This is a genomic window from Phocaeicola coprophilus DSM 18228 = JCM 13818 (assembly GCF_000157915.1).
GTDB classification, from domain to species: Bacteria; Bacteroidota; Bacteroidia; order Bacteroidales; family Bacteroidaceae; genus Phocaeicola; species Phocaeicola coprophilus.
In genome coordinates this window covers 299,771-324,132 of sequence record NZ_EQ973643.1, presented here as the reverse complement: position 1 = coordinate 324,132, position 24,362 = coordinate 299,771, and the positions used below count along the sequence as shown (strand labels likewise).

The window sequence follows — 24,362 nt, the reverse complement described above, 5'->3', positions numbered from 1 at the left end:
AAAAGACAAAAGATATGATACGGGTTTATTTCAGACAAGCATGGATCATGCTGAAACAGAACCGGCTGTTCTCGTCGGTTTACATTGTGGGAACGGGACTTTCCATTGCTCTGGTGATGGTTCTGTTTGTCATTTATTATGTGAAGGCCGGACCGGTTTATCCGGAATACAACCGGGACCGCATGCTGGTGATCAAAACGATGAAATCGCAGGATAAGGGTTCGAATGGAACATCCTGCAATACCGGAGTCTCTTATTTCGTGGCGAAGACGCTGCTGAAGGATCTTCCCCATCTGGATCAGATTGCCGTGTTTCAAGGCGGCGGATGGAGCAAGATGCGGGTAGACCTGCCCGGCAACCAGGGAAGCCAGGAAATCCTGCCTGGCTACGTGGACTGTGGGTTCTGGAGCATGTTTTCCTTCCGCTTTCTCTCGGGAAAGCCTTTTGTACAGGCTGATGTGGATTCCCGTCTTCCCGTGGCTGTCATCTCCGAGAGTCTGGCCCGGAAACTGTTTGCCACGACCGATGCGACAGGGAAGTATCTGAGCGTGAATGCGGAGAGGATACGGGTCTGCGGAGTGGTGAAGGATGTGTCGTACGCAACCCCCACAACGGTCGCCGACCTGTGGATGCCCATGACGCGTTATCCGGGGTTCGATGACAAAGACCCCGACGGGAGGCTGCTCGGCGCTTTCTGGATCTATCTGACGGCACCGACCCGGGCGGAAAAGAAGCAGTTGCGGGCGGAAGTGCAGGATGCTTTCCGGCGTTATAACGCGCAGGATCATCCCTATGTCAGCGATCTGATGGAACAGCCGGACGACTATTGGAAAAGTTCGCTGCGTACGGACTGCATGGGGGCGCCTGATGTGAAGCAGACCGTCCGGCAGCTGGCTTACATTCTGCTGGCCTTGCTTTTCATTCCGGCTCTGAATCTGGGCGGACTGATTTCTTCACGGATGGACCGGCGCCTGGGCGAACTGGGAGTCCGGCGGGCGTATGGAGCCACCAGCCGGATGCTGGTGAACCAGGTACTGTGGGAGAACCTGTTGCTGACCTTCCTCGGCGGAGTTGCCGGAATGCTGGTGTCGTGGGCCATCCTTCTGTCCGCCCGGGGATGGATCCTGAGTCTGGGAGCAGCCAACTGGATGAGGGGAGCATACTCCGATGCGTCTCTCTTCCTGGGACCGGAGGTGCTTTTCAATCCCTATGTTTTCGCAACGGCCTTTCTGGTCTGTCTTTTCCTGAATGTGCTTTCGGCGCTGATACCTGCCCTGTGGGCGTTGCGTCACTCCATTGTCAATTCACTTCATGCACAGCGATAAAAACCAATGACTATGTTTCAGAATATTCTACACCAATTATGGAATCAGCGGAGACAGAACGGATGGATTCTGCTGGAGCTGATCGCAGTGACTTTCTTTTTGTGGACGGTGATTGATCCCGTCTGTGTGCTGACGGGCAACCGGCTGATTGCTCCCGGGTTTGAATCCGAGGGACGGTATGTGCTCACCCTTGAGGCTTATGAGCCCAACGATGTGCGTTACCGGAAAGAGGTGACCGACACCGCCCAGCGGGACAATCTCCTGCGCATTGCCGGTCTGATCCGCCGGTGTCCGGAAGTGGCGGATCTGACCATCGTGAGACCTTATTCATTCCCCAATTGCATGTCCTGGAGCGGCAATACCTTGACCACGGACACGCTTGACAACGCACAGACACGGAAGCTGTCGGCTCAGTATTATGAGTTTTATGTCCGCGATGGTGGCAACCTGTTCCGCACCTACGGCGTGCGCGAGGCAATTACCGGACGGGACATCGAGATTCCGGAAGACTGTTTGAACGGCGATAAGGCATTTGTTTCGGCCACACTGGCCCGCCGCTTTTACGGAACAACGGATGTCCGGGGAAAGAAATTCTTTATGAGCGGCAAGCCGTATGAAGTGGCCGGCGTGTTCGGTGAGTTCAAGCACCGCGATTACAGGCTGCCCTTTCCGCTGGTCGTTTTTCCGATGTCAGAGATTAAGCCGAGTTCCTATATCAATTGGCAATGGACTGTCGTTTTCCGGTTGAAGGACGGCGTGGATGCCCGGGCTTTCGAGAAGCGGTTCCGCGAGGAAGTGGCTCCGCAGCTTCAGATCGGCAATTTCTGCTATCCGGAACTGATTTCGTTCAACCGGCAGATCCGGGACGCACTGGAAAATAGCGGTACAGTGAACAAACTGCGTGTGCAGTATGCTCTGGCCGGATTCGCCCTGCTCTGCATCTTCCTGGGCATGACCGGCACTTTCTGGGTGCGCTGCGATGCCCGCCGTGGGGAGATCGGCCTGATGCGCAGTCTGGGTGCGACGAAACGTGACGTACGGAAGCGCTTTCTGGTTGAAGCCTGGCTGCTGGTTACGGTGGCCTTCCTGATCGGGCTTGTGGCAGTGGCACAGTATGTCGTGACTTCCGGCATGGCAGACCTGCCCGAAGAATCTTTCCGTTCGGACGGGCTTGATACTTTCTATTGGCAGAACCGTCCGCTGGCCCATTTCCTGGTGGTGAGCAGTGTCGTATACGTCCTGCTGGCAGCGGTTTCCCTCGTCAGCACGCTGATCCCCGTGAGCCGTATCGCCCGCGAGGAACCGGCCGACGCACTGCGTGATGAATAAGTATGGTATGAACAAGTTAAAAAAACAAATGCAATATGGCAATAATCAGACTGACCGGGATCAATAAGATCTACCGGGTGAATGAGATTGAAACCCAGGCTCTGGAGAATGTGAACCTGGAAGTGGAAAAGGGAGAATTTCTCAGCGTGATGGGGCCTTCGGGCTGCGGCAAGTCGACGCTGCTGAACATCATCGGCCTGCTGGATGCTCCGACGAGCGGAACGCTGGAGCTGAACGGGAATGTGATCACCCCTGCCATGGGCGACCGCCGGCTGGCAGAGTTCCGCAACCGGACACTGGGGTTTGTCTTCCAGTCGTTCCATCTGATCGGCTCGCTGAATGTGATCGACAATGTGCAGCTTCCTCTGCTCTACCGCGGAACGGGATCGTCGGAACGCCTCCGTCTGGCGCAGGAAGTGCTCGAACGGGTGGGACTGAGCCACCGCATGCGCCATTTCCCCGGCCAGCTTTCGGGCGGGCAGTGCCAGCGTGTGGCCATCGCCCGTGCCATCATCGGCAATCCGGAGATCCTGCTGGCCGACGAGCCGACGGGTAACCTGGACTCCCGGATGGGGGCGGAGGTGATGGATATCCTCCACCGGCTGAACCGGGAAGACGGACGGACCATCGTCATGGTGACGCACAATGAGGAACAGGCACGCCAGACTTCGCGCACGATCCGTTTCTTCGATGGGCGGCAGGTGGAATGACGGATCATCCTGCCCAGTCGGCACGGTCCAGGCTGCGGTAGCCGATGGCTTCGGCCAGATGGGCGGGCAGGATGGAAGGGCTTCCTTCCAGATCGGCAATGGTGCGCGCCACCTTCAGGATACGGTCGTAGGCGCGTGCCGAGAGGCTGAGCCGCTCCATGGCAGTCTGCAGCAGGCGCAGGCCGGTTTCGTCCGGACGGGCGTAGCGGGCGAGCAGGCGGGAGGTCATCCGGGCATTGCAGTGGATGCCCGGATAGGCGGCAAACCGCTCTTCCTGTAGCCGGCGGGCACGGACCACGCGCTCCCGGATGACGGCGCTCGGTTCGGAAGGACGGGCGTCGGACATCTTCTCGAAGGGGAGAGGGGTGATTTCCACCTGCATGTCAATGCGGTCGAGAAGCGGCCCGGAGATGCGGCTGAGATAGCGCTGCACCTGTCCCGGTGTACACACGCAGGGGCGTGTCGGATGATTGTGATATCCGCACGGGCAGGGATTCATGGAGGCCACCAGCATGAAGCCGGCCGGATAGTCAACGGTGTAGCGGGCGCGCGACACCGTGATGTGGCGGTCTTCGAGCGGCTGGCGGAGCACTTCAAGCACGCTGCGGCTGAATTCGGGCAGCTCGTCCAGAAAGAGCACACCGCCCGTGGCCAGGCTCACCTCGCCGGGCTGCGGGCTGGCACCTCCTCCTGTCATGGCCACCTGTGAGATGGTGTGATGCGGGCTCCGGAAGGGACGCACGGTGATGAGCGGGGTATCTTTTCCCAGTGTTCCGGCTACGGAATGGATCTTGGTTGTTTCCAGACTTTCCTCAAGGGTCAGCGGCGGCAGAATGCCGGGCAGGCGGCGGGCCATCATGGACTTCCCGCTTCCGGGAGGCCCGATCATCAGGATGTTGTGGCCGCCTGCCGCTGCCACTTCCAGGGCACGCTTTACGCTTTCCTGTCCTTTCACGTCGGCAAAGTCCGGGCCGGCTGTTTCCTGTCCGCGGGCAAATATCTCCCGGATGTCCGTATGCGTGACCGGCAGGTCTTCTTCTCCGTTGAGGAAGCGGATCACCTGGCCGATGTTGTCAGCTCCATATATGTCAATGCCTTCCACCACGGCAGCTTCGCAGGCATTCCGGCGGGGAAGGATCAGTCCTTCCAGCCCCTGGCGGCGTGCGGCCAGCGCAATGGGCAGGGCACCGCGGACGGGCTGCAGACTTCCGTCGAGCCCGAGCTCTCCCGTCAGCATCAGGTGCGGAAGCCGGTCGCTGCGGATTCCGCCGGTTGCAGCCAGAATGCCGGCGGCCAGCGGAAGGTCGTAGGCCGATCCTTCCTTGCGGATATCGGCCGGTGCCATATTGACCACCAGCTGGCAGGCGGGAAACGGGTAGCCGTTTACCTGGAGGGCTGATACGATGCGTTCATGACTTTCCCTGACGGCCGAGTCGGGCAGGCCGACCAGAAAGAAGCGGATGCCGCGGGAACTGTTGACTTCGATGGTGACGGGGGTGGCGTCGATACCTTGTACGGCGGCACCGAATGTTTTGACCAGCATGGTGTGTTTTTCTTTATTGTATGTTTTTCCGGTTATTTGATGAGTTCCTTCAGTTTCGCCTTGAGGGCTTCTCCGTGAAGGCCGGTGCCGAGGATTCTGCGGCTGTGGTCAATCAGCAGGTTGGCCGGCAGGCGGGCGACGGAGTTCTGCCTGACAAGCTGGTTGTCCCATCCCTTGAAGTCGCAGGTCTCCATCCATTGCTTGCTGTCTTCGCGGCAGGCCTTGAGCCAGTCTTCGCGGCTGGTGTCGAGCGAGAAATTCAGCACCCTGAATTTTTCTTCAGGAAAATCGCTGAGCAGGCTGAAGAGCGAATCGCGTTCGCTGATGCTGGCTGCATCCCAGCTGGCCCAGAAACTGATCAGCGTGTATGCTTCCTTGCCGCTGTTCCAGGAAAGGTATTTCCCGTTGCGGTCCTTGCAGGAGAAATAGCTGACAAACCGGCTGTCGTTCTTCTTTTCACCCGGCAGGGCAGTGGCGGGGGCAAGTACCCGGCAGTCTTTCACCCTGCCTGTCAGAGGCTCCATCAGACGGCTGATCCGGTCGCGGTCGGGGTTGGCTGTACGGATGAAGTATTGTTCCAGCACATAGGCCGAGGCGAAGGATTCCGGATGGCTCTGGATAAAGGTTTCAGCTTGCTTGCGGAGGAAGGCTGTATCATTCTCATGGCCGCTGATGCTGCTCAGGAAATCACGGTAGTCGGAGTTGGGCCCGTCACCTTCTGTCTCAGGGTGGCGGAAGCTTCCTTTCAGCCTGACTTCCCAGCCTTTTCCTGCAAATATCGGGATGTACATACCAGAGTCGTTCACCAGTCGGAAATTGGTGAATGTATCAGGAATAAATGTATAGGTAAATGTTCCGTTTTTCGGAAAGATTGTGTCCAGTCTGGCTACCGGATCGTCATAGATGACTAACAGTCTGTCTGTCTGCAGACCGGTGAGTTCTCCTGTCAGTTCAAATTTGACTTCTTTCCGGCAGGCGGGAAGAAGCAGAGTAAGAGCTAGTATCAACAATAGCGAATGGCGTCCTTTCATTGTTCCGATTTGTTTTTTGCGAAAGTACACAATTTTTTGGTGAACCGGCTGATTTTATGAATCTTTTTTCATGAATAAAAAAAGGGCATGTCAGCCGGCAAACTTTTTTTGTTTGATAATTGATTGATAACCAGTAGTTAGTTTCGCTTAAAAAAGCTAATCTCTACTTATAAGCATACATAGAGGGTTTCAATAACCAACTGATACTGAAGACAAAAGTATATAAAAAAGTCGGATTGTAAAACACTGGAAAAGAACCTTCTTTTATCAATCAAGGAAATCAAAAAGTGTATAGAGCAAAGTGGCGCATGTATGGTATAGATAATTCCGTACATGCGCCACTTTCTTAATCATCTGATTTGCATTGATTTACATTAATTGTTATTATATACTATCATTTGGTACTGATAAGCATTGATTTTGCTTGTGGGGTGTATTATTGTCCACCTAAAAAAATCAAGAATATCTCCTTGAAACGGGTTTGACGAGCAGGTCGATGTGCTCGTGTTCAAGGATATGTTCCATAGCCTTGTATATGGGCATCTTTTCGATACCGGCAATCTTCAGGGCTTCCATCTTGATGGTATTCTCGATGAGCAGCAGGTAGTCTTCCTCCTTCAGCTCAACATATTTCTGTGACTGTGATTTTAATTTTGCCATATTGATGTTGTTATTTGTTTCCGAAGTCGGCAGGAATCTCACCCCACAGGCGGTTGTCCCAGTGCAGCACTTCGATGTCCTTGATTCTTGCCTCCATCACTTTGAGGAATATCTCCGCTTTCTGCAATGCCGGGCATCTGCGTGAAGAGGCTGTCTGTTTGTTACAATACCACGTGATGGCTGTAATGCTGTCCGAGTAGATTGTTCGCGGACTTTCCGGATGTTCCATGACATATCTGACCGCCTCGACAATGCCGAGAAACTCCCCGATATTGTTCGTCCAGTTACCGATAGCTTTGGAAAAGAGTTCTTTTCCTGAAGAGAGGTCGACAGCCCGGAAGCGTGTCAACCTCTCTTTTGCAGAATGGGCACCGTCGGTCGCAATACCCACGACCGGTTTTTCTTTCATTGAATTCCTCCCTGATGTCTGTCTCCCGTATAGATGAACCCGTCGGATTCCATACGTCGTACCAGAGCACGCGCCTGATTCAGATAGTCGGTGATGACACCTTCCTTGTACTTGATATCCTTGCGTCCCTTGAGGATTTCCAGCACACCGTCTATTGTGCGGCTCATTACGCTCTTGCCGTCTTTCGGGTCGAAGAAAATCTTTTTGTTGCCGAACGTCACAGTTACTTGATACAATGTCTTCGGGACGATCACTGTTTCCACATGCGCCTGAAATAACACGGGGGTAGCGGCAACGACTACATACCCGTTGGCTTTGTGCATGGGTTTCAACTCTACCGAGTATAGTATGTTTGGCTCGAGAGTTCCTTTCAGGTCTTCCGAAAGGACACAAATCTGCTTGCCGAATCTTGAGTCTTCACGGACTCCCATCAATTTACGTGTCTTGGAATGGCGCGAAACGAACCCTATCAGTTCGCCCGTCTCTTCCGATCTCGCAAACTTCAGTTGCGATTTTTCCGATGTCATATTACTGTTCTTTCATATTCAATCTATTGCTTTCAATTGACAATCTGTTTTCAATGGGTCACTTTTCCATACAAATATATGCCAATTTTTCACGCCAACAAAACGTTTTAGTTATTAATTTTCAGATGGTTATGTGTAATATATATAGAGAAAAGGCTGCATTCAGTACAGCCTTTCCTCCTCTGTAAAATGACTGAAACGCTCGTCAGTATCAGAAGTTTGCAGTAGATAACGGCATTTCCAATAACGGTAAATCCGCCTTCCGTTGGGTATACAGTGATTTATATCGTCAGCATTCAGATATTGGTTCCCTTGTTCCGTACCGTGGTGCATCCATGTAGCGCACCCGGGCAGGTCCGGGTTGTTCCGGACATAGAAGTCCATTTTCTCTTTACCGGCGACAAAGATATTGTGTATCCGTACGTCCTTATCGATAGGAAACCGGTAGGCGTACAACGCGAAGTCACAGATGTCGGTTTCCAGCAGGTTGCCGCCAAAGTGTTCGGGAGCTTTCCGTTTCAGGTTCTCGAACCCCTCCAGAATACCCGGCCTGTCGCATATCTCGGCAAACCTTTCATCCGTTACCGGCTCAGCCGTCGCATAAACCACCCGAAAACCATTATCCGTACTGTCCAGTACCATGACATGCGCGACTATCCCCGGTGATTTGTTGATACTTTCGTCAATGCTGTCCGAGTCCGTGGTCAGACAGCATTTCAGCGTTCCGATGATTAATACCGCTACCACCAACAGTGTCCAAGGACCTATTGCTGCCGCTATCAATACCAATTCATCGGCCCGTTTCCGTATTTGTTTCATTGATTTTGAGAATGTGGCGGCCGGATACCCCCCGGACCTCGGACACGCATACCTTGCATCCTGCATCCAGCAACCGGTTTCTACATTCTTCCAAGGCGGCGTCGGAAATCCTGATGGCAGGTATACCCGCCGCCGTCATCTTGAACCGGGGCACTTCCGTGATCCGGGTAATCGTTTCGGCATCATCAAAATACGCCTCGAATGAATCTCCGACATGGAAAAGGATGATGGTTTCCACGCCATGCCTTTCCTTCATGCCGCCGTAACAGCGGCGAATAATCTCTTCCTTTTTCATATCAAATAGATATATTAGGTTTGATGTCAGCCAAACATGAAAGTGCCTGTAATCCGTTCAACTGCCGGGCTTTCGTCCGAAATACATATACAGACTTTCTTCATCTGACAAATATACAATAAATTACGGAACGACCCATGTCTATTGCATGAAACTATCCTTTCATCTTCACCTCCCTTCTTTCAAATTGTTCGCGGATGATTTCAACGAGTTGTCCGATGCTGTCGATTTTTTGACTCTTACCGCAGGCTTTGCCATGGAACAATGGCGTGAAGTACAGGTTAAAATCCTCATCGATGGAAAAACCTCCCACGAGGACGATACCCGCCTTGATACGGTAATACTCGCCGTACATGGCGTAATCATCCGTAGTTTTGGTGAACCCGTACTCCGGCAACAAGTCCGGCAAAGTGTCCAGGATCGGCCGGATGACATCCTTGAGAAAATTCGGGGTCTCAACTTCCTTTTTCCGTTTCCGACCTTTTCTGCCGGTTCCGTTATCGTCTTGCAGGTAATGGGCATCGAAACGATCCCGATACCTTTCTGTCAGTTCCTTAATATCCATATCCTTTATACATTTAATTGTTTTCCTCAAGCCACTCTTCCAGTGTCATGGAGTCCTCGAAACCGTATTCGTCAATCTGTACATAGCCGTCCTTTTCCGTGATAAACTCTTTCCTGGTCAGGATGGTTCCGCCATGATTTACCATCACCGTCGGTTCGATGGTCGCCAGACGGTCCCCGTCATCCGACTCCCGGATATCGTATGCGTACAGTCCCTCCGGAACGGCATTCCGGTCAATCCGCATATCCGTAAACAATGCAGGCGTGTCATTGATGGTCATAGACTCAAAGGTCTCGTTGCCAATGTTTTCTTTTGTAATCATATTTATTGATTCAAATAGTTTATTATTCCTGCTTGGGAAGTTCAATGGCTCTTACCCAATTGTTCCGGTCATCAAAACATTCATCATTGATGTTGGCCGTAAATTCCAGCGGTATCATCTTCTCAACCCGCGTTGCGGGGTTATTTTCGTAATCAACGATGATTTTCCCGGCCGGAACGTCACGTTCAAATTCGTCCAGCGGGAAAGAGAATATCCATATTTCCCGGTCTTTATCTTCCCCAAGAAACGCCTTGAGGTTGTCTGTATAAGCCTGGCATTTGTCCCACGAGGTTTCCACGAATGAAATGATTTCCTCTTCCGGTTTGCCGGTACGGTCTTTCAGGAATGCAACGGCATTCCCTTTCCAGATATCCTGCTCGACACAGAGTTCCAGATAACGTTCCCAGACTGTCACCAGCCAGTCCATGTTAATCTCATGCAGGTGGCGGCAGGTGAAACGCTCCCGGCTTTCCGCGTTGTAAAGCGTGCAGCTTCCGTCCGTGCGTATCTCCTCCAACCGGTACATGGTGTATACCGGTATCCCGTGCCCATACCCGTCTTCCCCTTCCTCCTCGACATATACCGTATGGGGCAACATATTTTCCGGCATTTTCGGTATCGCACACAGGTTGGCTATAACTTCCTGTTCCAACGCTTTTTGTTTCTCCTGTATTCTCATTGTCTATCCATCTTTTAGTATGATTTTACCTTCTTGAAATAATCTCTGTTTGTAACGACGGTGGTTGCGTATATTTTCGGTATGTTTCTTCCGGTCATATTTATACAAGCCTTTTGCCTTGTTCTCTCTCAGCAGTTCCTTGTTCCGCTCTTCGCTTTCTGGGTTCACAATGAAGGTTATCAGCCTGCGGCTGACACCGTATTCCCGGGCAAGCTGGCGCTGGCTGACAGCTTCTGTCATGTAACGGTGGAAAATTTCAGCCTTCTGAAAAGGAGTGAGCTTCTGCCTGCGGTCATATTGTGTCCCGCTGATGATTATTCCCGAGCTTTTGTATGGCATAGTGAAGTCTGTTTTTCGTTTGTGGTCCATGAATGGTAGATGCGTTGTTTGCCATCTAAGGAGAGTAGAAACCAGCGGCTATAAATCCGTTCCAGCGTTTCGGTGTCGTGCCCGTATATCGGTCCCAGTTCGTTTGCAAACATCGCCGCTACCTTCAGCCTCCTGGTATCGGACAGCTTCTCCCACCAGCGGCAAATGGTCTTGTACTGCTTCACGTCCGTTACAAGGTCCGGAACCGGAGCGGAGGAGATATATTCCGCCTCTTTGCCGCACGGTGCCTGCCAGAACCCCTGTTCGCAAAGAGCGCGTTGCTCGTCACAAACCCGTTCTGCAAAGGATTTGAGTGCCATTTGGAATATCTTTCTTTCCAGTTCCTTACGTTCCATGGACAGTTCATGCACACCCACGTTCAGCCCGTGCTTATTGCGTTCATCCGGGGAAAGCTTGTTGCTCAAGGCTTTCCTGACCAGTTCCAGCCGTTCTTTCAGAGGGCCGTATTCGTTGTTATCTAAATACCGGTTAAACAGTTCCTGTTCGTTTCCGGGCAGTATGAATATATTTTCCATCATGCATCATTTAAGTTATCGGATGTGAATAGGATATATCGCAGTGGATAGCGGGTGTCGGGGTGCGGAAATAGCCACGAGATCCCGTGCCGTCAAGGGGCGCAGAAAAACGGCATCGAACTCCTGAGTATCGTCTTCACGGATATCTCGGACTTCAATGATCCATGTGCCTTCATAGCGGCACCAGGCAATCACCTCCAAAATCATTTCCTTTCTGTAGTCAGCCGGTCCGTCCCCGAAACTTTCACGTATCCGCTTAATTGCATCGTCTGTCAGCCGGACAAATTCCCCTTTGCGGAACGGAGCTTCCGGCGTAACGGCAGGAGCCAGCATCTGCCAGTCTTCATGTCCGTCCAGGTCTTCCACAGCCATTGCGTAGGCTTTGTATTCAGCTTCGGTCTCGAAATGTCTGGTTATCACATATCCCCCGGATTCGGCCGTGCTCTCCACCGACGAGATATCCCCGGTTTTCCTGTATATGCTTACAGTATCCTTACCGAGTAGAACTTTTACTGTTATCATTATTGCAGATGGTGTGGTTTTATTATAAATGGAACTCCACGTCTTCCTCCTCGAACTCCGTGTCGTGGTCCTCGTTGTACCCCTCGACGGTCGAACCAGGGACATAGGTCTCTCCGCCAATCCCATAACGTCCGGCATCGAGCAGTTTCCGAAGGGTTTCGGTGTCCCCGTTTAGAATCCTTTCGATGTCCTCCCGGCTGCCCCGGACGCTAATTCCGAGACGTAGCCAGAGATTTTCCTCTCTCGAGGTGTCCGCCTCTTCCGACCGGTGGCGTATGATATGATAATCACTCCATCCGTCGGCATCGTTTACCCCGGCGATGTAGGCATTGTACTCCGCCTCAGTCTCGAACTCTTTCTCGTCCACGACGCCCCCGTTATCCGCCAGCCATTCTTCAGAAGGCAGTTCATTGTTCTCTTCATATTCCCGTACGGCGTCCTCGCCGAAAATCGTTGTTATCTTTATCATGTGTCTTTGGGTTTTGAATATTTGTTATTTAATGGTTATCAAACTCGTTTGCCCGAACCGGTTTGATTCGGTTCGCAGACAGCCACCCGGTTTCCGGCGCGTATCAGTTTGGGGAGATACACGTCCAGGTCACGAAAAGAAAACCGCAGTTCCTTGACGCCTTTCCCTTGCCCGTCGACGCGTTCGGCGGTGGCAATGCCCAAAATGCCGGAAGCGGCGATGGCATCATCCTCATACAATTCACAAGATTCCCCGTTTCGGAAAATGTACAGGGCATCCGGGTGCGCCGCTTTCATCTCGCGGTATTTTCCCATCATGTCGGAAACTCCCGGGACATTTCCGTTCCCCGTTACATTCCGGGTCTTCAGTAGGTTCCTCGTGGCGTCGATGTCGATGAAATTCGTCCAGCCGGCTTTATGAAGTTCGACAGCAGCTTCCCGCAGGGATACCTTCCCGTTCTCGACCTCCTCTTTCAGGGATTCGAGAATGTTCTTGATTTTATAATCATTCATCATATTTTTTATTCTTTGGTTACATTGTTACTTGTTCCGACGGTATTCCGGTCAAGGGGAAAGCACCCGTGGCCTCCGGTAACCCGTCGATACACTGCCCGTCGTCAGGATTTCCCCGACAGGTAATGCCCGATGGACTTGTAACGGTTAGGAATGTTCGCGTTCTCGTTGAAACCGTTCAGGCAGTGGAGCAAGGCATCTTCGAGCGTGACATAACGACGGTCGAAAGTTTGGATATTATCCAGACAATAAGCATTTACAGCGTATTTGAAAGGCGCGTACATCCTTTCGTTCTCCCGCTTTAAAATGACAAACCAGTCGAAATGGAGTTTCAAGCGGAAACCGTCGCTCTCGCCGACTTTCATCAGCCGCTCTTTGTCGAGAAGCCGCCGCACGAGTGTGGCGTCGAGCTGACGGGTATACTCCCTGTACGCCTTGATACGGGCCGTGTAAGCCGCGGCATATTGTTCGATGTCCGTTTCTTTCAGCCGATGTTCCGCCGGGTAAAAGTCCAGCACCTCTTTCGTCGTGACGGGAATTTTCAGGTCGTCCACCCCGATCTCGTAGGTCTTGTTTTCCAACACGTCGTGGAACTCGAACCCTTGAATTCCCATGAGGGTAAATTCTCGCGTCGGGTCAGGGAGCGCAAGTGATTTGAGCTCTTCGAGGTCGCGGCACACGGCCACGACCGGATACTTCTCGACCACGTCTGACGGGCCTCCGATGCGGATATACGCCTTTTCACACCCGTCGTAATCACCATGCCGGACAATGTCGCAGCAGGTGTAGTTGGGGGCGGCACGATGCCGCGCCGTATATTCCGTCCAAAGCTTGTCCAGCCCGGCTTTTACTTCGTCAGGGTCGGTCAGGGCAACGTTGCCGCACTGGCTGCACCGGCCGTCCGACAAGGCGTTGCGGGTAAATTCGAGGAACTGTCTGGTGTTCGGGTCGATGACGGCGGTACATTTCACTCCAGTGCCGCCGCAGATACTGCATACGATTGACATAAGTTTTTTGATTTGTGTATTTATTCGTACAATCTTTCTTTTTGACGCTTTTTCAAGGTCATCCGGAGATATTGCATCAGTTTCCCGCAGGGACACAGGGCATGTTCCCGTTGGCGGGCATAACTCAGGTCCCCGTTGGAGAGAACCATGCCTTCAGCATTGAGACAGAGGTCGCCGTAAACGTAGTTCTCCTCCGTAAGATAAATCCCATGAACAGGGTTCGGAAACCCCTCCGTGCTGCGGCCTTCCCGGAAAAGGAAGATACGCTCGGCCTGTCCCCGGACTCCGAAAAAGGGATACGGGGAAAGTGCCGCGAGCGTGGCGGCATGCTCTGCCGGATCATGGAAGCGGTCGTCGCTCATTTCGAGCATGTGGCCGGAGTCCTGTTCCTTTTCCTCCTGGTACTCGTACAGTGCGGCGCAGGCTTCTATGAATTCCTCCGAACGGGATGTGGCAGAGCCGTTGGTTACGATATAAAAGTCATTGACAGTAATACCGTAGGCGCGTACCCGTTCGAGGATATGGCGGATGGCCCGGACGTTAAGCGACGGCTCGCCGCCCGTGATGTTGAAATGGTGAATATGCCTGACATGCCGCAGCAGGTTGCTTATATGTTTCAAAGGGATATCCACGGATTCGGCATCTCCCCGCATGCAATGGGTACAGCGCATGTTGCAACGTCGGGTAATCTCGATGCAGAGATTCTTGATATATAGTTCTCTCATATTCGATGTAGTTCGGCTTAGGTTTCATCCGGGATTTCCTTTCCCGTGTAAGGATTATACAGCGGTGTGTTGCCAACTGCCTCGGCGTCAATAGCGAAACTGCCACGGCCTACGTCGTAGAAGAGTTCCAGCTTTAGTGGCGTTGAAGCGATGACTTTCTCAGCCTCGGCTTGTGACAGGCCTGAATACATCAGGCATTTGACACGACACCGGAACATTTCCGGATTGGTTTCCGGCGTGGTAACTACATCAACGACCTCGCACACTTCATCCGTGATGGCGAAGCGGTCGGGATTGGGTGTGCCGTTCCTTCTAGAGCCGTCCGATGCGGCATGTCCGGTGATTGAATGGTTCCGCACCTTTTCGGCGGGATAGGTCTTATCGCCTTTGGCGAAATACGACTTGCCGGAGGCGACACAGGCATGATAGATTACGTCGTGGACCTTTCGTCCGTTGTCAAGTATAATTGTATAGACCGTTCCCTCCTGCAAGACAGGAACGGCATTCGGTTTATGAGACATAAGATTTGTTTTTAGCTGTTTATGAATTTCGGTCTTGCACGCCGCATGATGTGTAGGTCATCGTAACCGATGGCTCTCAGTTCGGAAAGCGGGTTGCGGTACTCCTTTTCATGGGCTGGCCGTGTCATGGCGATCACGCCCGCATAGTCGGCTGCGCCATGCTGGCCGACATGCATGTAGGAGGTTATTTCACCCCGCCGTCCGCTCCACGGTATGTCCGGGAACAGGGCGATGACCTGTCCGTCGGGATAGCGTCTAAAGACCACCTTCGTCATTTTTCCCGCAGATTTCCGTGTCGATTTCATAGTCCCCGTAATTTTTGAATTCATAGTCCACTTCGCTGATAATTTCGTCAACCTCTTCGTCCGTTATTTCATCAGCCTTCGGGTTGTCGATATCGAGCCGTACGGTCAGGTAAATGGTTCTTGTTGCCATAATATCATACATTTTTTAGTGTAACAAAGCCGGCTTATGACGGACCGACGGTATATTTCTCTATCAGCCGCTTCCGGTACGCCTTGTCTTTTCCGGCGGCAAGGCTTGCCAGTTTGCGGATATTCCGGTTGGCTTTTTCCGCGACCTGCTCCACTGTCGGTCCGGGAGTCATGAAATCACGGCATCCGGCACCGCAATACCGCTGCTTCCCCTTGACCGTCCTGCCACAGGCCGGACACCGGCGCTTGCCGTCACGCTCCAGCACTTCCAGAATATTGGCATGAATGCCTTTCCACCATTCAATACGGTCTATGTCATAATCGTAGACGGTTATCGTGTTCCCGAAACTGCGGGCTTCGACCTCAACGGCAATGCCCTCATTTTCAAGGTAAACCTTCAATACCGGGTCTTCGTGAGGCTCACAGTGCCTGTCATACCAGATGATATAGGTGGGATCGTCCAGTTCGTCAGGCTCTCCCAGACAGAGTTCCGTAAGGCCGTTGTTCACGAGAATGTTGCGGATGGCGTCTTGTAAATCTTTGATACAGTCCATTGATATTTCGTTTTATGGTTGTTCCTCATTCGTCAGTTCATCTCCGAAGCGTGGCCGACGAACTGGAAGATATCGGCGTATTGTTCGCTGTAGATATAGAATCCGTCCCGTTTTTCCCCGGTCTCCGCATCTATTCCGTCAGCAAGGAGATATTCCCCGTCATCCGTCAGGTAGACATCGGTAAGCTTGATACGGGGCGTGTCGTGCTTCCCGTACAAGGTTGTCGTGACGGGGAAGTTGTTGTCATCGAGTTCCTCCTCTTCTGTAAGGCCGAGTGATACGCGGCCATATTGTGCCAGGAACTCCAGCATGAATTTCAGCATGGCTTGCTCGGCCTCGTGCAGCCGTCCGTCGATAAAGGCGTACTGGGTGGCGAACAGATGCAGCTTGTCGGCGCTCATTTTGTCCGGGGCTTTGCCCGGCTCCGCATTGTCTTTCTGTATTTTATCCATATCTGTCATATTGTTGGTTTCATGTTTCCAGCGGGGTGAAGGAGACGGTCAGTATCACTTTCTCGTCACCCAGGTTGAACACTTTCAGGCAGTCGTTACTGATAGTCCTTTTCAGGATGTCTCCCCGGTATCGGGAATTGCGTACCTTGAAGGTAAAATCATCAATGAACGAGCTGATGCAATGAAGCACGTGGTCGAATTCTTCCTTACCATACCGTTCCATTTCAGGGAAGATGCCTTTCAGATGCGCCCGCAGGCTCAATATGTAGTTCGGGGTCTTGCCCGTGATTTTTCCCGAGTATGTGATTTTGTATTTCCTGTCCATGATATGCCGTTCCATTTAATCGTTACTGTCATACCAGCCCTCGATCTCATCGAAATAGCCGTTCGAGTCCCATTCTTCCAGCAAGGTGGTCGGGTACGTCCATTCAAGGCTGTAAAACAGATCCTGGCACACCTCTTCATTACCCTTGCACAGGGCGAGCAGTGAGTTATGCGTGAAACAGCCGTCACTGCTCTCCGACACACGCCAGTCCTCACGGTCTTCTGCCGCGTATTCAGGTACATAGCACACTTCATCGGGGCGGTTGAGAAAGGCATCCTCGTTCTTGTAGATGTTTCCTTCCCCTCCGTATTCCAGTTCATAGAACACACCTTCCGGCGTTTCTATCCTGTTGCCAATCTCTATCATAGCGTTACCGTTTCGTGGGTATATATAATCACCATCCGGGAGGAGAGCACCTTGTCGCGTACCGTGGGGTTGGCGATTGCCCAATCGGAATGGAAATGCATGTCCGGAATGGATGCGGTGTCCACAATATCGCCCCCGTTTTCCAGATGGAGATAATCCGGCTGATACAGGTCGCAAAGGAATTTGCCGTCCGTATCGCTGATGGCGTATATCTTGCCGTCGAGTGCGGCCGTCATCTCCTCCTCGCTGCGGTAGACCAACAGGTATTTACAGCCGGTCTTCATCTCTTCCGCAATCCGCTTATGCAGTTCTTCAGGAGATAATTCACGCAGTCTTGACACGACCGCCCCGATACTTTCCACGGCATCGTAGCTGTCCAAGACATCATGGCAGGTCGTTTCAAACTCCTCTTTCGGACGACCCGCAAAATTGATGGTACGGACTTCCTGCCCGTGCCCGCCGAGCAGGTAAAAGGGCGTACCGTTCCATTGTTCCTTTCTGACAGAGAGCGGCCGGGAGCATTCCCGTGTCTGCCGGTTCACAACGGCATACAGTTCCAGACTTTCCCCGCATTCCATACGCAGGATATGCCGGGCGAACTCCGTAAATGTCATGATTTTGATTCCTTCCCCGTTCGCCGTGAAGAAATCCTGTCTTGTCTGTTTCATAAATCCGTTTTTTTAAGAGTAGGTAATCGTTTTGTATAAGGGGTGGAATACTCACCTCGTTTTGAAAAAAAAGACCGCCGCAGCCGTAGCCGCGACGGCCCGTCATCATTATGGCATGTGATGAACAGGTTCTATTTTCGTTATTCGGCCTCGTAGTACGGTACGCCGTGCCTTACCACTGCTTTTTCCATTTCTTCCCACCAGATTTCACTATGGCGGTCATTGTCAAAATCTATGGGCTTTCTTTTACCGAGCCGCAGCCGGTCCCGTGTCTCCATTTCCGTTTCGTACACAATCTGTTCCATTTCTTCGTCCGTAACATGGTAGGTATCGAACGGCTCCGGCAGAGATTCCAACTCCCTGCGTGACAGCTCGGATTGCCCGCAGGTGAAAACCTTGTCATAGAAAGCGTCATCTTTCGGCGGCAGTTCGGGTTCCTGTTCCGGCAGCACATCCAAATAATCCGACTCGTACAGGTAGTTTTCGTCGCGCCCCTTCGTCTGCCGGTTGTTCTTGAACTCTTCCAGATCACTTTCCGTCAGGCGGAATTCCTTCTTCTTACGCCGCAGGTACTCCATCATGTTTTCGAGGGAGGAGAACGGGGCTATGAGCTCCATGGAAGAACGGTTGTGCCAGGCATCGCTCCGGTACAGCAGGTAGACCTGCGGGCGGTTCCGGGCCGCCTCCTTACGGTATTCGCCGAACTCATACAGGGCGTTGTCGAAACTTCCGAATGCCAGCCGGACTTTGTCTTCGACGGATATGGACTCCCGGCATTCCTCGAAACGGCGTTGCACGTATCCGATGAAATCCACGTCTTCCAGAGTCTCCATGACCGTGCTGTCATCAGTCGAGAGCGCGATGTCAGCTCCTGCGAAATTGTCGGCTGACAGCACGTGTTTCTCTTCATTGTATTCGTCTTCCGCCCTGCAGACGGCCAGACCGGGCGTTTCTGCCTCGATCTCCACGACCTTACGGAGCGTCTCTTCGATAGCTATCCGGTATTTTTTCATTGTATGATGTTTATTTGTTTCAGTTCACGTTTGTAGTTTCTCAATGACGGCTTGTGCCCTTTCTCCCTTACGATCTGGCGCATCTGTGCAAAGGTGTATGCCTTCTCCATGTCCAGGCCGTAGTCCGTGGCGAATGCCGTCATTCCGATATAGCAGAAGCCGAACTTCCGGTGCAGCATGTCGGCCGTATAAGGAGTCATGTCTTCCGCCAAGGTTACGGGGACAGCCATTCCCCGGATCTTGAACTTCAAGCCCTCGATAAGGGTCCCGCAGTTGTCGCTGTGGTAGGTCAGGTCCCTGCGGCGGGCGCAGTAACCGATGGTCTCACCCATGAAGGTGTTGCGGAAGATTTCCGTACGGTTCAGGTCCTTCAACTTCTCGACACCGTAATAGCAGACCGCCTGTACGGCTTTCAACGCTTTGTCCACACGGGGTTTGACAAAGCGGGGGTCGTTTTCCGCCACGATCTTTTCCAGCCACGTGCGGTGGAAGGTTCCGACAGGCACGTCGAACACCTTCTCCGGCGTGCAGTATTTTGAATCCGACCGCGTCATCATCAGATGTGCCGAGGACGGCTCGTATTGTTCTTTCAGGTAAAAGGCCAGACAGGTATTGCCGACTTTGCAGTAAGTATAGTCGTCACGGCTGTTTTTCAGCGACAGCATCGTGGTTTCCCCGCCGTAGAACTTCTCGGGCAGTCCGGTCTGTCGGCAGAACTCCGTGAGGAAATGTCCGGGGATGGCATGTGCATAACTGCGCTCCTGGTAGCACTCCTTCGCCATTTGCGGAGTGATGAACCGTTTGGCAAAGTCACAGATATGGTAATGACCGTAATCATACGCCGCCTGCGTGTTCGCGGAGCTCTGGAACTTTTTGGGCATCTGGCGGAACCAGCGGAAACTCGTCCCGTGCTCCATGCAGTAGTCGACAAATTCCCGCGTCCATACATTTTCAGGAAATTCGGGACAGTTGCCGTTTCTTCGGATGAATGCCTTGCACACTTCCACCGAGAGCAGGGATTGTTCAGTTTCCTCGTCGATATAGCAGTTCGTCTCCCGTTTGCTGTTATCGATGGCAATGACCAGTCTTTCCGGTGTCTTGAACCGCTTCGGCAACTCCCCGAACATGTAAGGGTGTTTCTCCATCAGCCGGTCCGCCAGCATGTCGTCCAGATATACCGACAACGGCTTGAAAAACTGGGGGTCTGTGATGAAGTTTTTTCCTTCGGTCGAACAGACAGCCGCATGGAGAATCTCATAGGAATAGAACCGGGCGGGAACAAGCGAGAGGTCATGTTCCGCCATCTTGCGGTAGTATGCCGCAGTCTTGAAACGGGACGGCACGACGGCATCGGTAACCGTGCTCAATATTTTCATCCCGTCGAGCATCCCGTAATAGAACTCTTGAGTCTTTACCTCAACGGGGACATATCCGAGGATAAGCCCCGTTTTCATGACGGCGTCTGTCCTGCTGTCCGTGTAATACGGGTCGTAAATATAGCTGCGCAAGGCCAGGTATGCCAGTTGCGCATCCCAAAGGCGTTCAGGTATGAAGGCGAGAATGTCGAAATCCCCGCGTCCGTTTCGGATGACCGCTTCTGCCATTTCTCGGGTAACCATTGCTTCGGGAACGGCCGTGATATTCTTCGGTTTTTTGCGCATGGCGTAGTCACAGACTGCTCCCGAACGGTACGCCTCCGGAATATTGCGCAGCTCGAAGCTGTGCCAGCTCTCCGTGCTGCCCGCGATGATTCGTTCTATACGTCCGGGTGTGAGGAAACGTCCCGGAATATGGCTCAGCACCTCTATTTCCTTGCTTTCGACGGCTGCTTCCACGATCTCTTCCGTGAACAGGTGTTCCGGCAGCCATTCTATGGCCGATACGATGTTATTGTGCCGCATACAGTTTCTTTTTAAGGTTGGACGAACGGACGATTCTCACAAGGCGGCACCCCCGGTAGACATAGAGTATCCTGGATTCCCGTTCGGCGAGTTCCTCAAGTCCCTGCCAGTGCTGCGGTGTATTTATCTTTTCGAGTCGGACATGGTTGTTCACATATACCGTGATCGGTTTCATGCTGTCATGGGAGGGCGTATCTTCGACGAAGAGCGGCTGTTCACAGTATTCTCCCTTGTCCATGACATGCCATCTGCCGTTATCGAACAGGAGGCACGTGTCCTCCATGCGGCCGAAAATGTCTGCGTTGTCCGCGATGCGTGATGCGGATTGCCGCGGTGTTTCCCGTCCGTCACGGATCTTTGAAAAACAGTGGACGGTATCGCCGGTTCCTGTCCATTTTCCATAGGGTGACGGTCCCAGTTTTTGTATGTCGCCCAGCGACAGCAGGGCATCTACCCGTCTGTCATTGGGATAGAACACCCGGAGTTTCCTCACAAGGTCTTTTGAAAGCGTCTCATGGAGCGCCTTGATGTGCCGGACACTGCCGTCCGGCAACAGTTTTCCGATTTGTATGCTCATAATAGTGCTATCTCTTGTTGTTGAAGTATAGCCGGGTCGTCCTTCTTTCGATTGACAGTCCGGCTTGAAAATTATGATTTACAGAAGTCTTCGGACTGGTATCCGGCCATGTCCGGTACGGAACCGCGTGTCATTCCGTCCTGTCGTCTTCCCGTCTTTTCATTTTCAGTTCCCTGCCGGTTGCCGTGCGGCAGAGCGGCAGTTTCCCGGAAGCGGTTTGCTTGCATCCCTCGACGAGCCGTCCTTCAGACACCATTTTCCCGTACATTTCCCTGATATAACGGTATGCCGGGGAGGTGTTCGAATAAACGGACTTCCCACGGAGTGTCTTGACACGCAGCTTTTCGACGAGTATTTCCAGCACCTGCTCCCGGCTCTTGTACAGGTTCCGGCGCTTGGTGCGGAAGGCGTCGAGAAAGACACCCCCGATAGTCATGTCATGAGTCTTGTGGTAATACGCGAGTTCTTCCTCCTCCGTCAGGTCGAGAATCTCGCCGTAAGTGTCAGTACGTAGGTACCGGAAGGTCGTTCCTTGTGCCAGAATCTTCTCGATAAGCTCCATGTGCTCTTTAAGAACAGGGCCCGATAACGATTGGGGATGACAGTACAGGCATGTCTTTCCGAGATACACCTCGGGACAACCGTCTTTGTATTTGTTTTCCTTGATGCTGAACCCTGTTTCCGTGAAAAGGCGCTTTACCTCGTCGAAGAAGCGTCCGGCTTTCTCTTCCGGCATGCGACCGCCGTCATAGCCGGACTCGACGCGGAAGTATGTGTCGATATATATCGGTGTGTCCATTTACAGTTCTGATTTTGATATGTTATATAAAGCATAGCCCGGAACCTCCCGCTCGGGTTCCGGGCATCGTTGAAAATATTCTCATAGACGTATGGAATCGAACACTTTGTCGATGTCCTCCTGCGCCAGCCCGATGTAGCGCCGGGTGGTTTCCAGGTTGGAATGGCGGAATATCTGGTTGAGCAGGATCAGGCCCTCGGCCGAGCGTCCCATCAGCTCGTAGACATAGCGCCCGAAAGTCTTGCGGAAGGTATGTGTGGAGAATGCCCTGATCGGCAGCCTGTACCTTACCTTGAATACCTTGAGCAGCCTGTTGATGTATTCCAGCGAGTAAGGTTTCCCGGTACGCGGGCTGAGAAAGATGTACTGTTCGGGGGCGGGTTGTCCGAGCATCTCGTACAGGAAACGGTTCTTCTCCTGCACGTCCCTGTTGAACTTGATCAGGCGGTTTTTCTTTGTTTTCTGCTCGATGCGGGTCATGGTGCTTTTTCCTAAGATGTCTTTCCAGCGCAGGGTCCTCACGTCGGAGGCCCTGCATGCCGTGCAGAACGACAGCCAGCAGTAGGTCTCCCACAGGTACTCGCCGTCCTTCTCAAGCCCGCGGACCAGCCTGTTATATTCCGCTATGGGCAGGTAGTCGGCTGTCGTCAGTTGTCCCTTGATTCTTGTCACGTGGCAGCCTTTTAAGATTCCGGCAACCCTTCCGAGAGCATCAGCTCGGCCAGCGCCCCGTTCTGGGGAATCATGGCCGGAATGTCCGTACGTCCGGGCTTGTAGATTTCGGTTGCCACGTTATAGATATCCCACGCCGTGAGCGTCTTCTTCTCTTCGGTGAGTTTGAGCAGGTCCTCGGTGAAGATGGAAATCTGGGACTGGTTCAGGGGATAGGTCTCCACCTTGGACGAAAGACGCTTGTCGGAACTGTCATGCGATACGCGCAATGCTGTCAGCAATCCGATGTAGGCGTACATCTCCACCGGGGTAATTACTTTCGCTTTCAGGCGGCGGATGCGTTCCCTGTCCTCGTTCATCTGTACCTCGAAGTTCGAGAGCCACTCGTCTACACGACCGAAAAGCTCTTCGGTGGTGACTTTGTCTTTCCCGTAGTTCGACACACTGCGTTCGGGGGAGAGGATGCACTGGTTGTGGCACACCCTGACGCACGGGCCGATGGCCGCCTGGATGCCGTCCTGATGGAAGGCGATGACAAGCGTCGTGGTCAGCTCGTCCGTTTCCCATTCCTTAATGCGGATGGTCGTATAAACGCGGCGCAGGATATGCGCCTCGACGGCCATCGCCCCGTACTTTTGTTCCACCTGGGGCAGGACGACCACGCCGGGCTGTGCCTTGTTCTTGTTCTGGGCGGCGAAGATTTCCTCCACCTCGTAATTCAGGTTGTGTTTCTGGCAGATGTCCGCCATGCGCTCTATCACCTCGTAATGGTAGATTCCCTTGAGCGGGTTGCCATAGATGTCATTTTCCTTGTGTGTGCGCCGGAGCGTGTCGAGCGTCATCACCTCGACGTTGTTGTTCTGGAAATCGAACTGCACGGGGGCGGCCGTTGTTGCTAATGCTGTTGCCATAATGATTGATATTAAAAAAGTTATACAATAAGAAAGGCGGTGAACCGTTGTCCATCGCCTTTCCGGAATTCATTTTGCGGTTTCAGGCAGGTAACGCCTGCATATCAGGTCCGTGATACTCGGGTAATACACGTTGCCATAAGTTCCGTATGGTCCGAAACGGGCAAGGAAGCGGAAGTAAAAATCTACCGGACGCCGGTAGCTCGTCTGTATTTTGGTTTTCAGCAGGCGGTAGGCGTACTCGTCAGAATTTTCCACCTTGACCTTGCGTCCGTTGAAATAATAGTTTCCCTCCTTATCTGAAGAAAACGATACCTCTTCCTTTGCCGGACGCTCGCCGGCAACGACCCTGAAGAAGTCCTCCAGGGAGCGGCAATCCTGGTATTCTACCGGAATCGTGTCGCCCTCTCGCAGTTTCACGTCCAGTTTGTCAAGCAGTGTCTTGATGGCGGGCGTGTAGATATTTTCGGATTGGAAGCATCTTGTATCCCGCCAGTATTTCTCGAAAAGAGAGCCGGTTTCAAGGAGTAGGAACAGGGTTTCACGCGCTGTCTGCGGTTTATCGGCCAGATATGGAATATACTCGGTCACCAGTATGGAAAGTGAAAGATACTCCTCCGGTTGCAGTTCGCTCTTCTGGTGCAGGTTACAGTGCCTCTCGAGCAGGGAGTCGATGTCGGCTTCCCGCAAGCTTTCGTCCGTCCATACCAGGCAACCTTCTTTCTTGCAGGCGGGACATTTATCCGCTCCATACGGCAGGAGCATCACCTTGCCGCAATCGGAACAGGTGACCAGGTCGCCTCGTTCCGTATAAA

The 24,362-nt window shown here is 52.7% G+C and carries 35 protein-coding genes; 3 read left to right on the top strand and 32 right to left on the bottom strand.

What is annotated here, in order from left to right; genetic code table 11:
* The first annotated feature begins 14 nt into the window (after positions 1 to 14).
* The 3 genes from BACCOPRO_RS09495 to BACCOPRO_RS09485 are packed head-to-tail and all read left to right on the top strand — an operon-like array spanning position 15 to position 3,364.
* Positions 15 to 1,325 carry an ABC transporter permease gene (locus tag BACCOPRO_RS09495; protein WP_008143083.1) on the top strand — a complete coding sequence of 437 codons (1,311 nt, stop codon included), beginning with the start codon at positions 15 to 17 and terminating at the stop codon, positions 1,323 to 1,325.
* Positions 1,326 to 1,337: 12 nt separating this feature from the next.
* Positions 1,338 to 2,654: an ABC transporter permease gene (locus tag BACCOPRO_RS09490; protein WP_040311348.1), complete on the top strand. Its 1,317-nt coding sequence runs from the start codon at positions 1,338 to 1,340 to the stop codon at positions 2,652 to 2,654.
* A gap of 35 nt (positions 2,655 to 2,689) precedes the next feature.
* Complete coding sequence (locus BACCOPRO_RS09485) at positions 2,690 to 3,364, top strand: ABC transporter ATP-binding protein (protein WP_008143079.1); 675 nt, start codon at positions 2,690 to 2,692, stop codon at positions 3,362 to 3,364.
* 4 nt (positions 3,365 to 3,368) lie between these two features.
* On the opposite strand, the gene BACCOPRO_RS09480 is transcribed toward BACCOPRO_RS09485, so the two are convergent.
* From BACCOPRO_RS09480 to BACCOPRO_RS09325, 32 genes are all read right to left on the bottom strand, one after another.
* On the bottom strand, positions 3,369 to 4,907 hold the full coding sequence (locus BACCOPRO_RS09480) for a YifB family Mg chelatase-like AAA ATPase (protein ID WP_008143078.1): 1,539 nt from the start codon (positions 4,905 to 4,907) through the stop codon (positions 3,369 to 3,371).
* A 32-nt stretch (positions 4,908 to 4,939) separates the two neighbouring features.
* Positions 4,940 to 5,938, bottom strand: coding sequence for a thioredoxin-like domain-containing protein (locus tag BACCOPRO_RS09475; RefSeq protein WP_008143076.1), 999 nt, complete (start codon positions 5,936 to 5,938; stop codon positions 4,940 to 4,942).
* 456 nt (positions 5,939 to 6,394) lie between these two features.
* Complete coding sequence (locus tag BACCOPRO_RS09470; RefSeq protein ID WP_004303920.1) at positions 6,395 to 6,598, bottom strand: hypothetical protein; 204 nt, start codon at positions 6,596 to 6,598, stop codon at positions 6,395 to 6,397.
* Positions 6,599 to 6,608: 10 nt separating this feature from the next.
* The gene (locus tag BACCOPRO_RS09465) at positions 6,609 to 7,007 is read right to left on the bottom strand and encodes a ribonuclease H family protein (RefSeq protein ID WP_008143073.1); all 399 of its coding nucleotides are present in this window, start codon (positions 7,005 to 7,007) and stop codon (positions 6,609 to 6,611) included.
* Positions 7,004 to 7,534: a hypothetical protein gene (locus BACCOPRO_RS09460; RefSeq protein ID WP_004293684.1), complete on the bottom strand. Its 531-nt coding sequence runs from the start codon at positions 7,532 to 7,534 to the stop codon at positions 7,004 to 7,006. The genes BACCOPRO_RS09465 and BACCOPRO_RS09460 overlap by 4 nt, the downstream gene beginning before the upstream one ends.
* 162 nt (positions 7,535 to 7,696) lie before the next feature.
* Complete coding sequence (locus BACCOPRO_RS09455; protein ID WP_008143069.1) at positions 7,697 to 8,353, bottom strand: hypothetical protein; 657 nt, start codon at positions 8,351 to 8,353, stop codon at positions 7,697 to 7,699.
* Complete coding sequence (locus BACCOPRO_RS09450; RefSeq protein WP_004293682.1) at positions 8,325 to 8,648, bottom strand: MutS N-terminal domain-containing protein; 324 nt, start codon at positions 8,646 to 8,648, stop codon at positions 8,325 to 8,327. The genes BACCOPRO_RS09455 and BACCOPRO_RS09450 overlap by 29 nt, the downstream gene beginning before the upstream one ends.
* A 154-nt stretch (positions 8,649 to 8,802) precedes the next feature.
* Positions 8,803 to 9,213, bottom strand: coding sequence for a hypothetical protein (locus tag BACCOPRO_RS09445; RefSeq protein WP_008143066.1), 411 nt, complete (start codon positions 9,211 to 9,213; stop codon positions 8,803 to 8,805).
* 13 nt (positions 9,214 to 9,226) lie between these two features.
* Entirely contained in the window at positions 9,227 to 9,535 is a 309-nt protein-coding gene (locus BACCOPRO_RS09440) for an LPD28 domain-containing protein (RefSeq protein WP_008143065.1), read from the bottom strand.
* A gap of 22 nt (positions 9,536 to 9,557) precedes the next feature.
* Positions 9,558 to 10,214: a hypothetical protein gene (locus tag BACCOPRO_RS09435; protein WP_008143063.1), complete on the bottom strand. Its 657-nt coding sequence runs from the start codon at positions 10,212 to 10,214 to the stop codon at positions 9,558 to 9,560.
* Positions 10,215 to 10,217: 3 nt separating this feature from the next.
* Positions 10,218 to 10,553 carry a helix-turn-helix domain-containing protein gene (locus BACCOPRO_RS09430; RefSeq protein ID WP_004293678.1) on the bottom strand — a complete coding sequence of 112 codons (336 nt, stop codon included), beginning with the start codon at positions 10,551 to 10,553 and terminating at the stop codon, positions 10,218 to 10,220.
* Positions 10,529 to 11,122: a hypothetical protein gene (locus BACCOPRO_RS09425; protein ID WP_008143060.1), complete on the bottom strand. Its 594-nt coding sequence runs from the start codon at positions 11,120 to 11,122 to the stop codon at positions 10,529 to 10,531. The genes BACCOPRO_RS09430 and BACCOPRO_RS09425 overlap by 25 nt, the downstream gene beginning before the upstream one ends.
* Before the next feature lie 12 nt (positions 11,123 to 11,134).
* Positions 11,135 to 11,539, bottom strand: a complete 405-nt coding sequence (locus BACCOPRO_RS09420) for a hypothetical protein (RefSeq protein WP_229120435.1) — start codon at positions 11,537 to 11,539, stop codon at positions 11,135 to 11,137.
* 124 nt (positions 11,540 to 11,663) lie between these two features.
* Positions 11,664 to 12,110, bottom strand: coding sequence for a hypothetical protein (locus BACCOPRO_RS09415; RefSeq protein ID WP_004293675.1), 447 nt, complete (start codon positions 12,108 to 12,110; stop codon positions 11,664 to 11,666).
* Between the two features lie 38 nt (positions 12,111 to 12,148).
* Positions 12,149 to 12,625 carry a MutS N-terminal domain-containing protein gene (locus tag BACCOPRO_RS09410; protein ID WP_008143055.1) on the bottom strand — a complete coding sequence of 159 codons (477 nt, stop codon included), beginning with the start codon at positions 12,623 to 12,625 and terminating at the stop codon, positions 12,149 to 12,151.
* 101 nt (positions 12,626 to 12,726) lie between these two features.
* On the bottom strand, positions 12,727 to 13,629 hold the full coding sequence (locus tag BACCOPRO_RS09405; RefSeq protein ID WP_004293673.1) for a hypothetical protein: 903 nt from the start codon (positions 13,627 to 13,629) through the stop codon (positions 12,727 to 12,729).
* Between the two features lie 20 nt (positions 13,630 to 13,649).
* Positions 13,650 to 14,354 carry a radical SAM protein gene (locus BACCOPRO_RS09400; RefSeq protein ID WP_008672671.1) on the bottom strand — a complete coding sequence of 235 codons (705 nt, stop codon included), beginning with the start codon at positions 14,352 to 14,354 and terminating at the stop codon, positions 13,650 to 13,652.
* 17 nt (positions 14,355 to 14,371) lie between these two features.
* Positions 14,372 to 14,875, bottom strand: a complete 504-nt coding sequence (locus BACCOPRO_RS09395) for a hypothetical protein (protein ID WP_004293671.1) — start codon at positions 14,873 to 14,875, stop codon at positions 14,372 to 14,374.
* An 11-nt stretch (positions 14,876 to 14,886) separates the two neighbouring features.
* On the bottom strand, positions 14,887 to 15,150 hold the full coding sequence (locus BACCOPRO_RS09390) for a hypothetical protein (protein ID WP_004293670.1): 264 nt from the start codon (positions 15,148 to 15,150) through the stop codon (positions 14,887 to 14,889).
* Positions 15,131 to 15,310, bottom strand: a complete 180-nt coding sequence (locus BACCOPRO_RS09385; protein WP_004293669.1) for a hypothetical protein — start codon at positions 15,308 to 15,310, stop codon at positions 15,131 to 15,133. The genes BACCOPRO_RS09390 and BACCOPRO_RS09385 overlap by 20 nt, the downstream gene beginning before the upstream one ends.
* Positions 15,311 to 15,344: 34 nt before the next feature.
* Positions 15,345 to 15,863: a hypothetical protein gene (locus tag BACCOPRO_RS09380; protein ID WP_004293668.1), complete on the bottom strand. Its 519-nt coding sequence runs from the start codon at positions 15,861 to 15,863 to the stop codon at positions 15,345 to 15,347.
* A 32-nt stretch (positions 15,864 to 15,895) separates the two neighbouring features.
* Positions 15,896 to 16,315, bottom strand: a complete 420-nt coding sequence (locus tag BACCOPRO_RS09375) for a hypothetical protein (RefSeq protein ID WP_004303935.1) — start codon at positions 16,313 to 16,315, stop codon at positions 15,896 to 15,898.
* Between the two features lie 19 nt (positions 16,316 to 16,334).
* The gene (locus tag BACCOPRO_RS09370; protein ID WP_004303937.1) at positions 16,335 to 16,640 is read right to left on the bottom strand and encodes a hypothetical protein; all 306 of its coding nucleotides are present in this window, start codon (positions 16,638 to 16,640) and stop codon (positions 16,335 to 16,337) included.
* Positions 16,641 to 16,655: 15 nt separating this feature from the next.
* Positions 16,656 to 17,006, bottom strand: a complete 351-nt coding sequence (locus BACCOPRO_RS09365; protein WP_004293665.1) for a hypothetical protein — start codon at positions 17,004 to 17,006, stop codon at positions 16,656 to 16,658.
* The gene (locus BACCOPRO_RS09360) at positions 17,003 to 17,674 is read right to left on the bottom strand and encodes a hypothetical protein (RefSeq protein ID WP_004293664.1); all 672 of its coding nucleotides are present in this window, start codon (positions 17,672 to 17,674) and stop codon (positions 17,003 to 17,005) included. The genes BACCOPRO_RS09365 and BACCOPRO_RS09360 overlap by 4 nt, the downstream gene beginning before the upstream one ends.
* A 140-nt stretch (positions 17,675 to 17,814) precedes the next feature.
* Positions 17,815 to 18,687, bottom strand: a complete 873-nt coding sequence (locus BACCOPRO_RS09355; RefSeq protein WP_004293663.1) for a DpnD/PcfM family protein — start codon at positions 18,685 to 18,687, stop codon at positions 17,815 to 17,817.
* On the bottom strand, positions 18,684 to 20,588 hold the full coding sequence (locus tag BACCOPRO_RS09350) for a hypothetical protein (RefSeq protein ID WP_008143046.1): 1,905 nt from the start codon (positions 20,586 to 20,588) through the stop codon (positions 18,684 to 18,686). Before BACCOPRO_RS09350 ends, BACCOPRO_RS09355 begins: the two co-directional genes overlap by 4 nt.
* Positions 20,575 to 21,165: a hypothetical protein gene (locus tag BACCOPRO_RS09345; protein WP_004293661.1), complete on the bottom strand. Its 591-nt coding sequence runs from the start codon at positions 21,163 to 21,165 to the stop codon at positions 20,575 to 20,577. Before BACCOPRO_RS09345 ends, BACCOPRO_RS09350 begins: the two co-directional genes overlap by 14 nt.
* A gap of 130 nt (positions 21,166 to 21,295) precedes the next feature.
* Positions 21,296 to 21,964 carry a hypothetical protein gene (locus BACCOPRO_RS09340; protein ID WP_004293660.1) on the bottom strand — a complete coding sequence of 223 codons (669 nt, stop codon included), beginning with the start codon at positions 21,962 to 21,964 and terminating at the stop codon, positions 21,296 to 21,298.
* 81 nt (positions 21,965 to 22,045) lie between these two features.
* On the bottom strand, positions 22,046 to 22,636 hold the full coding sequence (locus tag BACCOPRO_RS09335; RefSeq protein ID WP_004293659.1) for a tyrosine-type recombinase/integrase: 591 nt from the start codon (positions 22,634 to 22,636) through the stop codon (positions 22,046 to 22,048).
* An 11-nt stretch (positions 22,637 to 22,647) separates the two neighbouring features.
* Entirely contained in the window at positions 22,648 to 23,547 is a 900-nt protein-coding gene (locus BACCOPRO_RS09330) for a DUF932 domain-containing protein (protein WP_004293658.1), read from the bottom strand.
* 69 nt (positions 23,548 to 23,616) lie between these two features.
* Positions 23,617 to 24,362: hypothetical protein (locus BACCOPRO_RS09325; RefSeq protein WP_008143045.1), on the bottom strand; the 746-nt coding region annotated here is incomplete at its 5' end.

Bases quoted from the DNA above. Each gene is read 5' to 3' on its own strand.
- BACCOPRO_RS09495 (WP_008143083.1), top strand. From the start codon at position 15: ATGATACGGGTTTATTTCAGACAAGCATGGATCATGCTGAAACAGAAC.
- BACCOPRO_RS09490 (WP_040311348.1), top strand. From the start codon at position 1,338: ATGTTTCAGAATATTCTACACCAATTATGGAATCAGCGGAGACAGAAC.
- BACCOPRO_RS09485 (WP_008143079.1), top strand. From the start codon at position 2,690: ATGGCAATAATCAGACTGACCGGGATCAATAAGATCTACCGGGTGAAT.
- BACCOPRO_RS09480 (WP_008143078.1), bottom strand. From the start codon at position 4,907: ATGCTGGTCAAAACATTCGGTGCCGCCGTACAAGGTATCGACGCCACC.
- BACCOPRO_RS09475 (WP_008143076.1), bottom strand. From the start codon at position 5,938: ATGAAAGGACGCCATTCGCTATTGTTGATACTAGCTCTTACTCTGCTT.
- BACCOPRO_RS09470 (WP_004303920.1), bottom strand. From the start codon at position 6,598: ATGGCAAAATTAAAATCACAGTCACAGAAATATGTTGAGCTGAAGGAG.
- BACCOPRO_RS09465 (WP_008143073.1), bottom strand. From the start codon at position 7,007: ATGAAAGAAAAACCGGTCGTGGGTATTGCGACCGACGGTGCCCATTCT.
- BACCOPRO_RS09460 (WP_004293684.1), bottom strand. From the start codon at position 7,534: ATGACATCGGAAAAATCGCAACTGAAGTTTGCGAGATCGGAAGAGACG.
- BACCOPRO_RS09455 (WP_008143069.1), bottom strand. From the start codon at position 8,353: ATGAAACAAATACGGAAACGGGCCGATGAATTGGTATTGATAGCGGCA.
- BACCOPRO_RS09450 (WP_004293682.1), bottom strand. From the start codon at position 8,648: ATGAAAAAGGAAGAGATTATTCGCCGCTGTTACGGCGGCATGAAGGAA.
- BACCOPRO_RS09445 (WP_008143066.1), bottom strand. From the start codon at position 9,213: ATGGATATTAAGGAACTGACAGAAAGGTATCGGGATCGTTTCGATGCC.
- BACCOPRO_RS09440 (WP_008143065.1), bottom strand. From the start codon at position 9,535: ATGATTACAAAAGAAAACATTGGCAACGAGACCTTTGAGTCTATGACC.
- BACCOPRO_RS09435 (WP_008143063.1), bottom strand. From the start codon at position 10,214: ATGAGAATACAGGAGAAACAAAAAGCGTTGGAACAGGAAGTTATAGCC.
- BACCOPRO_RS09430 (WP_004293678.1), bottom strand. From the start codon at position 10,553: ATGCCATACAAAAGCTCGGGAATAATCATCAGCGGGACACAATATGAC.
- BACCOPRO_RS09425 (WP_008143060.1), bottom strand. From the start codon at position 11,122: ATGATGGAAAATATATTCATACTGCCCGGAAACGAACAGGAACTGTTT.
- BACCOPRO_RS09415 (WP_004293675.1), bottom strand. From the start codon at position 12,110: ATGATAAAGATAACAACGATTTTCGGCGAGGACGCCGTACGGGAATAT.
- BACCOPRO_RS09410 (WP_008143055.1), bottom strand. From the start codon at position 12,625: ATGATGAATGATTATAAAATCAAGAACATTCTCGAATCCCTGAAAGAG.
- BACCOPRO_RS09405 (WP_004293673.1), bottom strand. From the start codon at position 13,629: ATGTCAATCGTATGCAGTATCTGCGGCGGCACTGGAGTGAAATGTACC.
- BACCOPRO_RS09400 (WP_008672671.1), bottom strand. From the start codon at position 14,354: ATGAGAGAACTATATATCAAGAATCTCTGCATCGAGATTACCCGACGT.
- BACCOPRO_RS09395 (WP_004293671.1), bottom strand. From the start codon at position 14,875: ATGTCTCATAAACCGAATGCCGTTCCTGTCTTGCAGGAGGGAACGGTC.
- BACCOPRO_RS09390 (WP_004293670.1), bottom strand. From the start codon at position 15,150: ATGACGAAGGTGGTCTTTAGACGCTATCCCGACGGACAGGTCATCGCC.
- BACCOPRO_RS09385 (WP_004293669.1), bottom strand. From the start codon at position 15,310: ATGGCAACAAGAACCATTTACCTGACCGTACGGCTCGATATCGACAAC.
- BACCOPRO_RS09380 (WP_004293668.1), bottom strand. From the start codon at position 15,863: ATGGACTGTATCAAAGATTTACAAGACGCCATCCGCAACATTCTCGTG.
- BACCOPRO_RS09375 (WP_004303935.1), bottom strand. From the start codon at position 16,315: ATGGATAAAATACAGAAAGACAATGCGGAGCCGGGCAAAGCCCCGGAC.
- BACCOPRO_RS09370 (WP_004303937.1), bottom strand. From the start codon at position 16,640: ATGGACAGGAAATACAAAATCACATACTCGGGAAAAATCACGGGCAAG.
- BACCOPRO_RS09365 (WP_004293665.1), bottom strand. From the start codon at position 17,006: ATGATAGAGATTGGCAACAGGATAGAAACGCCGGAAGGTGTGTTCTAT.
- BACCOPRO_RS09360 (WP_004293664.1), bottom strand. From the start codon at position 17,674: ATGAAACAGACAAGACAGGATTTCTTCACGGCGAACGGGGAAGGAATC.
- BACCOPRO_RS09355 (WP_004293663.1), bottom strand. From the start codon at position 18,687: ATGAAAAAATACCGGATAGCTATCGAAGAGACGCTCCGTAAGGTCGTG.
- BACCOPRO_RS09350 (WP_008143046.1), bottom strand. From the start codon at position 20,588: ATGCGGCACAATAACATCGTATCGGCCATAGAATGGCTGCCGGAACAC.
- BACCOPRO_RS09345 (WP_004293661.1), bottom strand. From the start codon at position 21,165: ATGAGCATACAAATCGGAAAACTGTTGCCGGACGGCAGTGTCCGGCAC.
- BACCOPRO_RS09340 (WP_004293660.1), bottom strand. From the start codon at position 21,964: ATGGACACACCGATATATATCGACACATACTTCCGCGTCGAGTCCGGC.
- BACCOPRO_RS09330 (WP_004293658.1), bottom strand. From the start codon at position 23,547: ATGGCAACAGCATTAGCAACAACGGCCGCCCCCGTGCAGTTCGATTTC.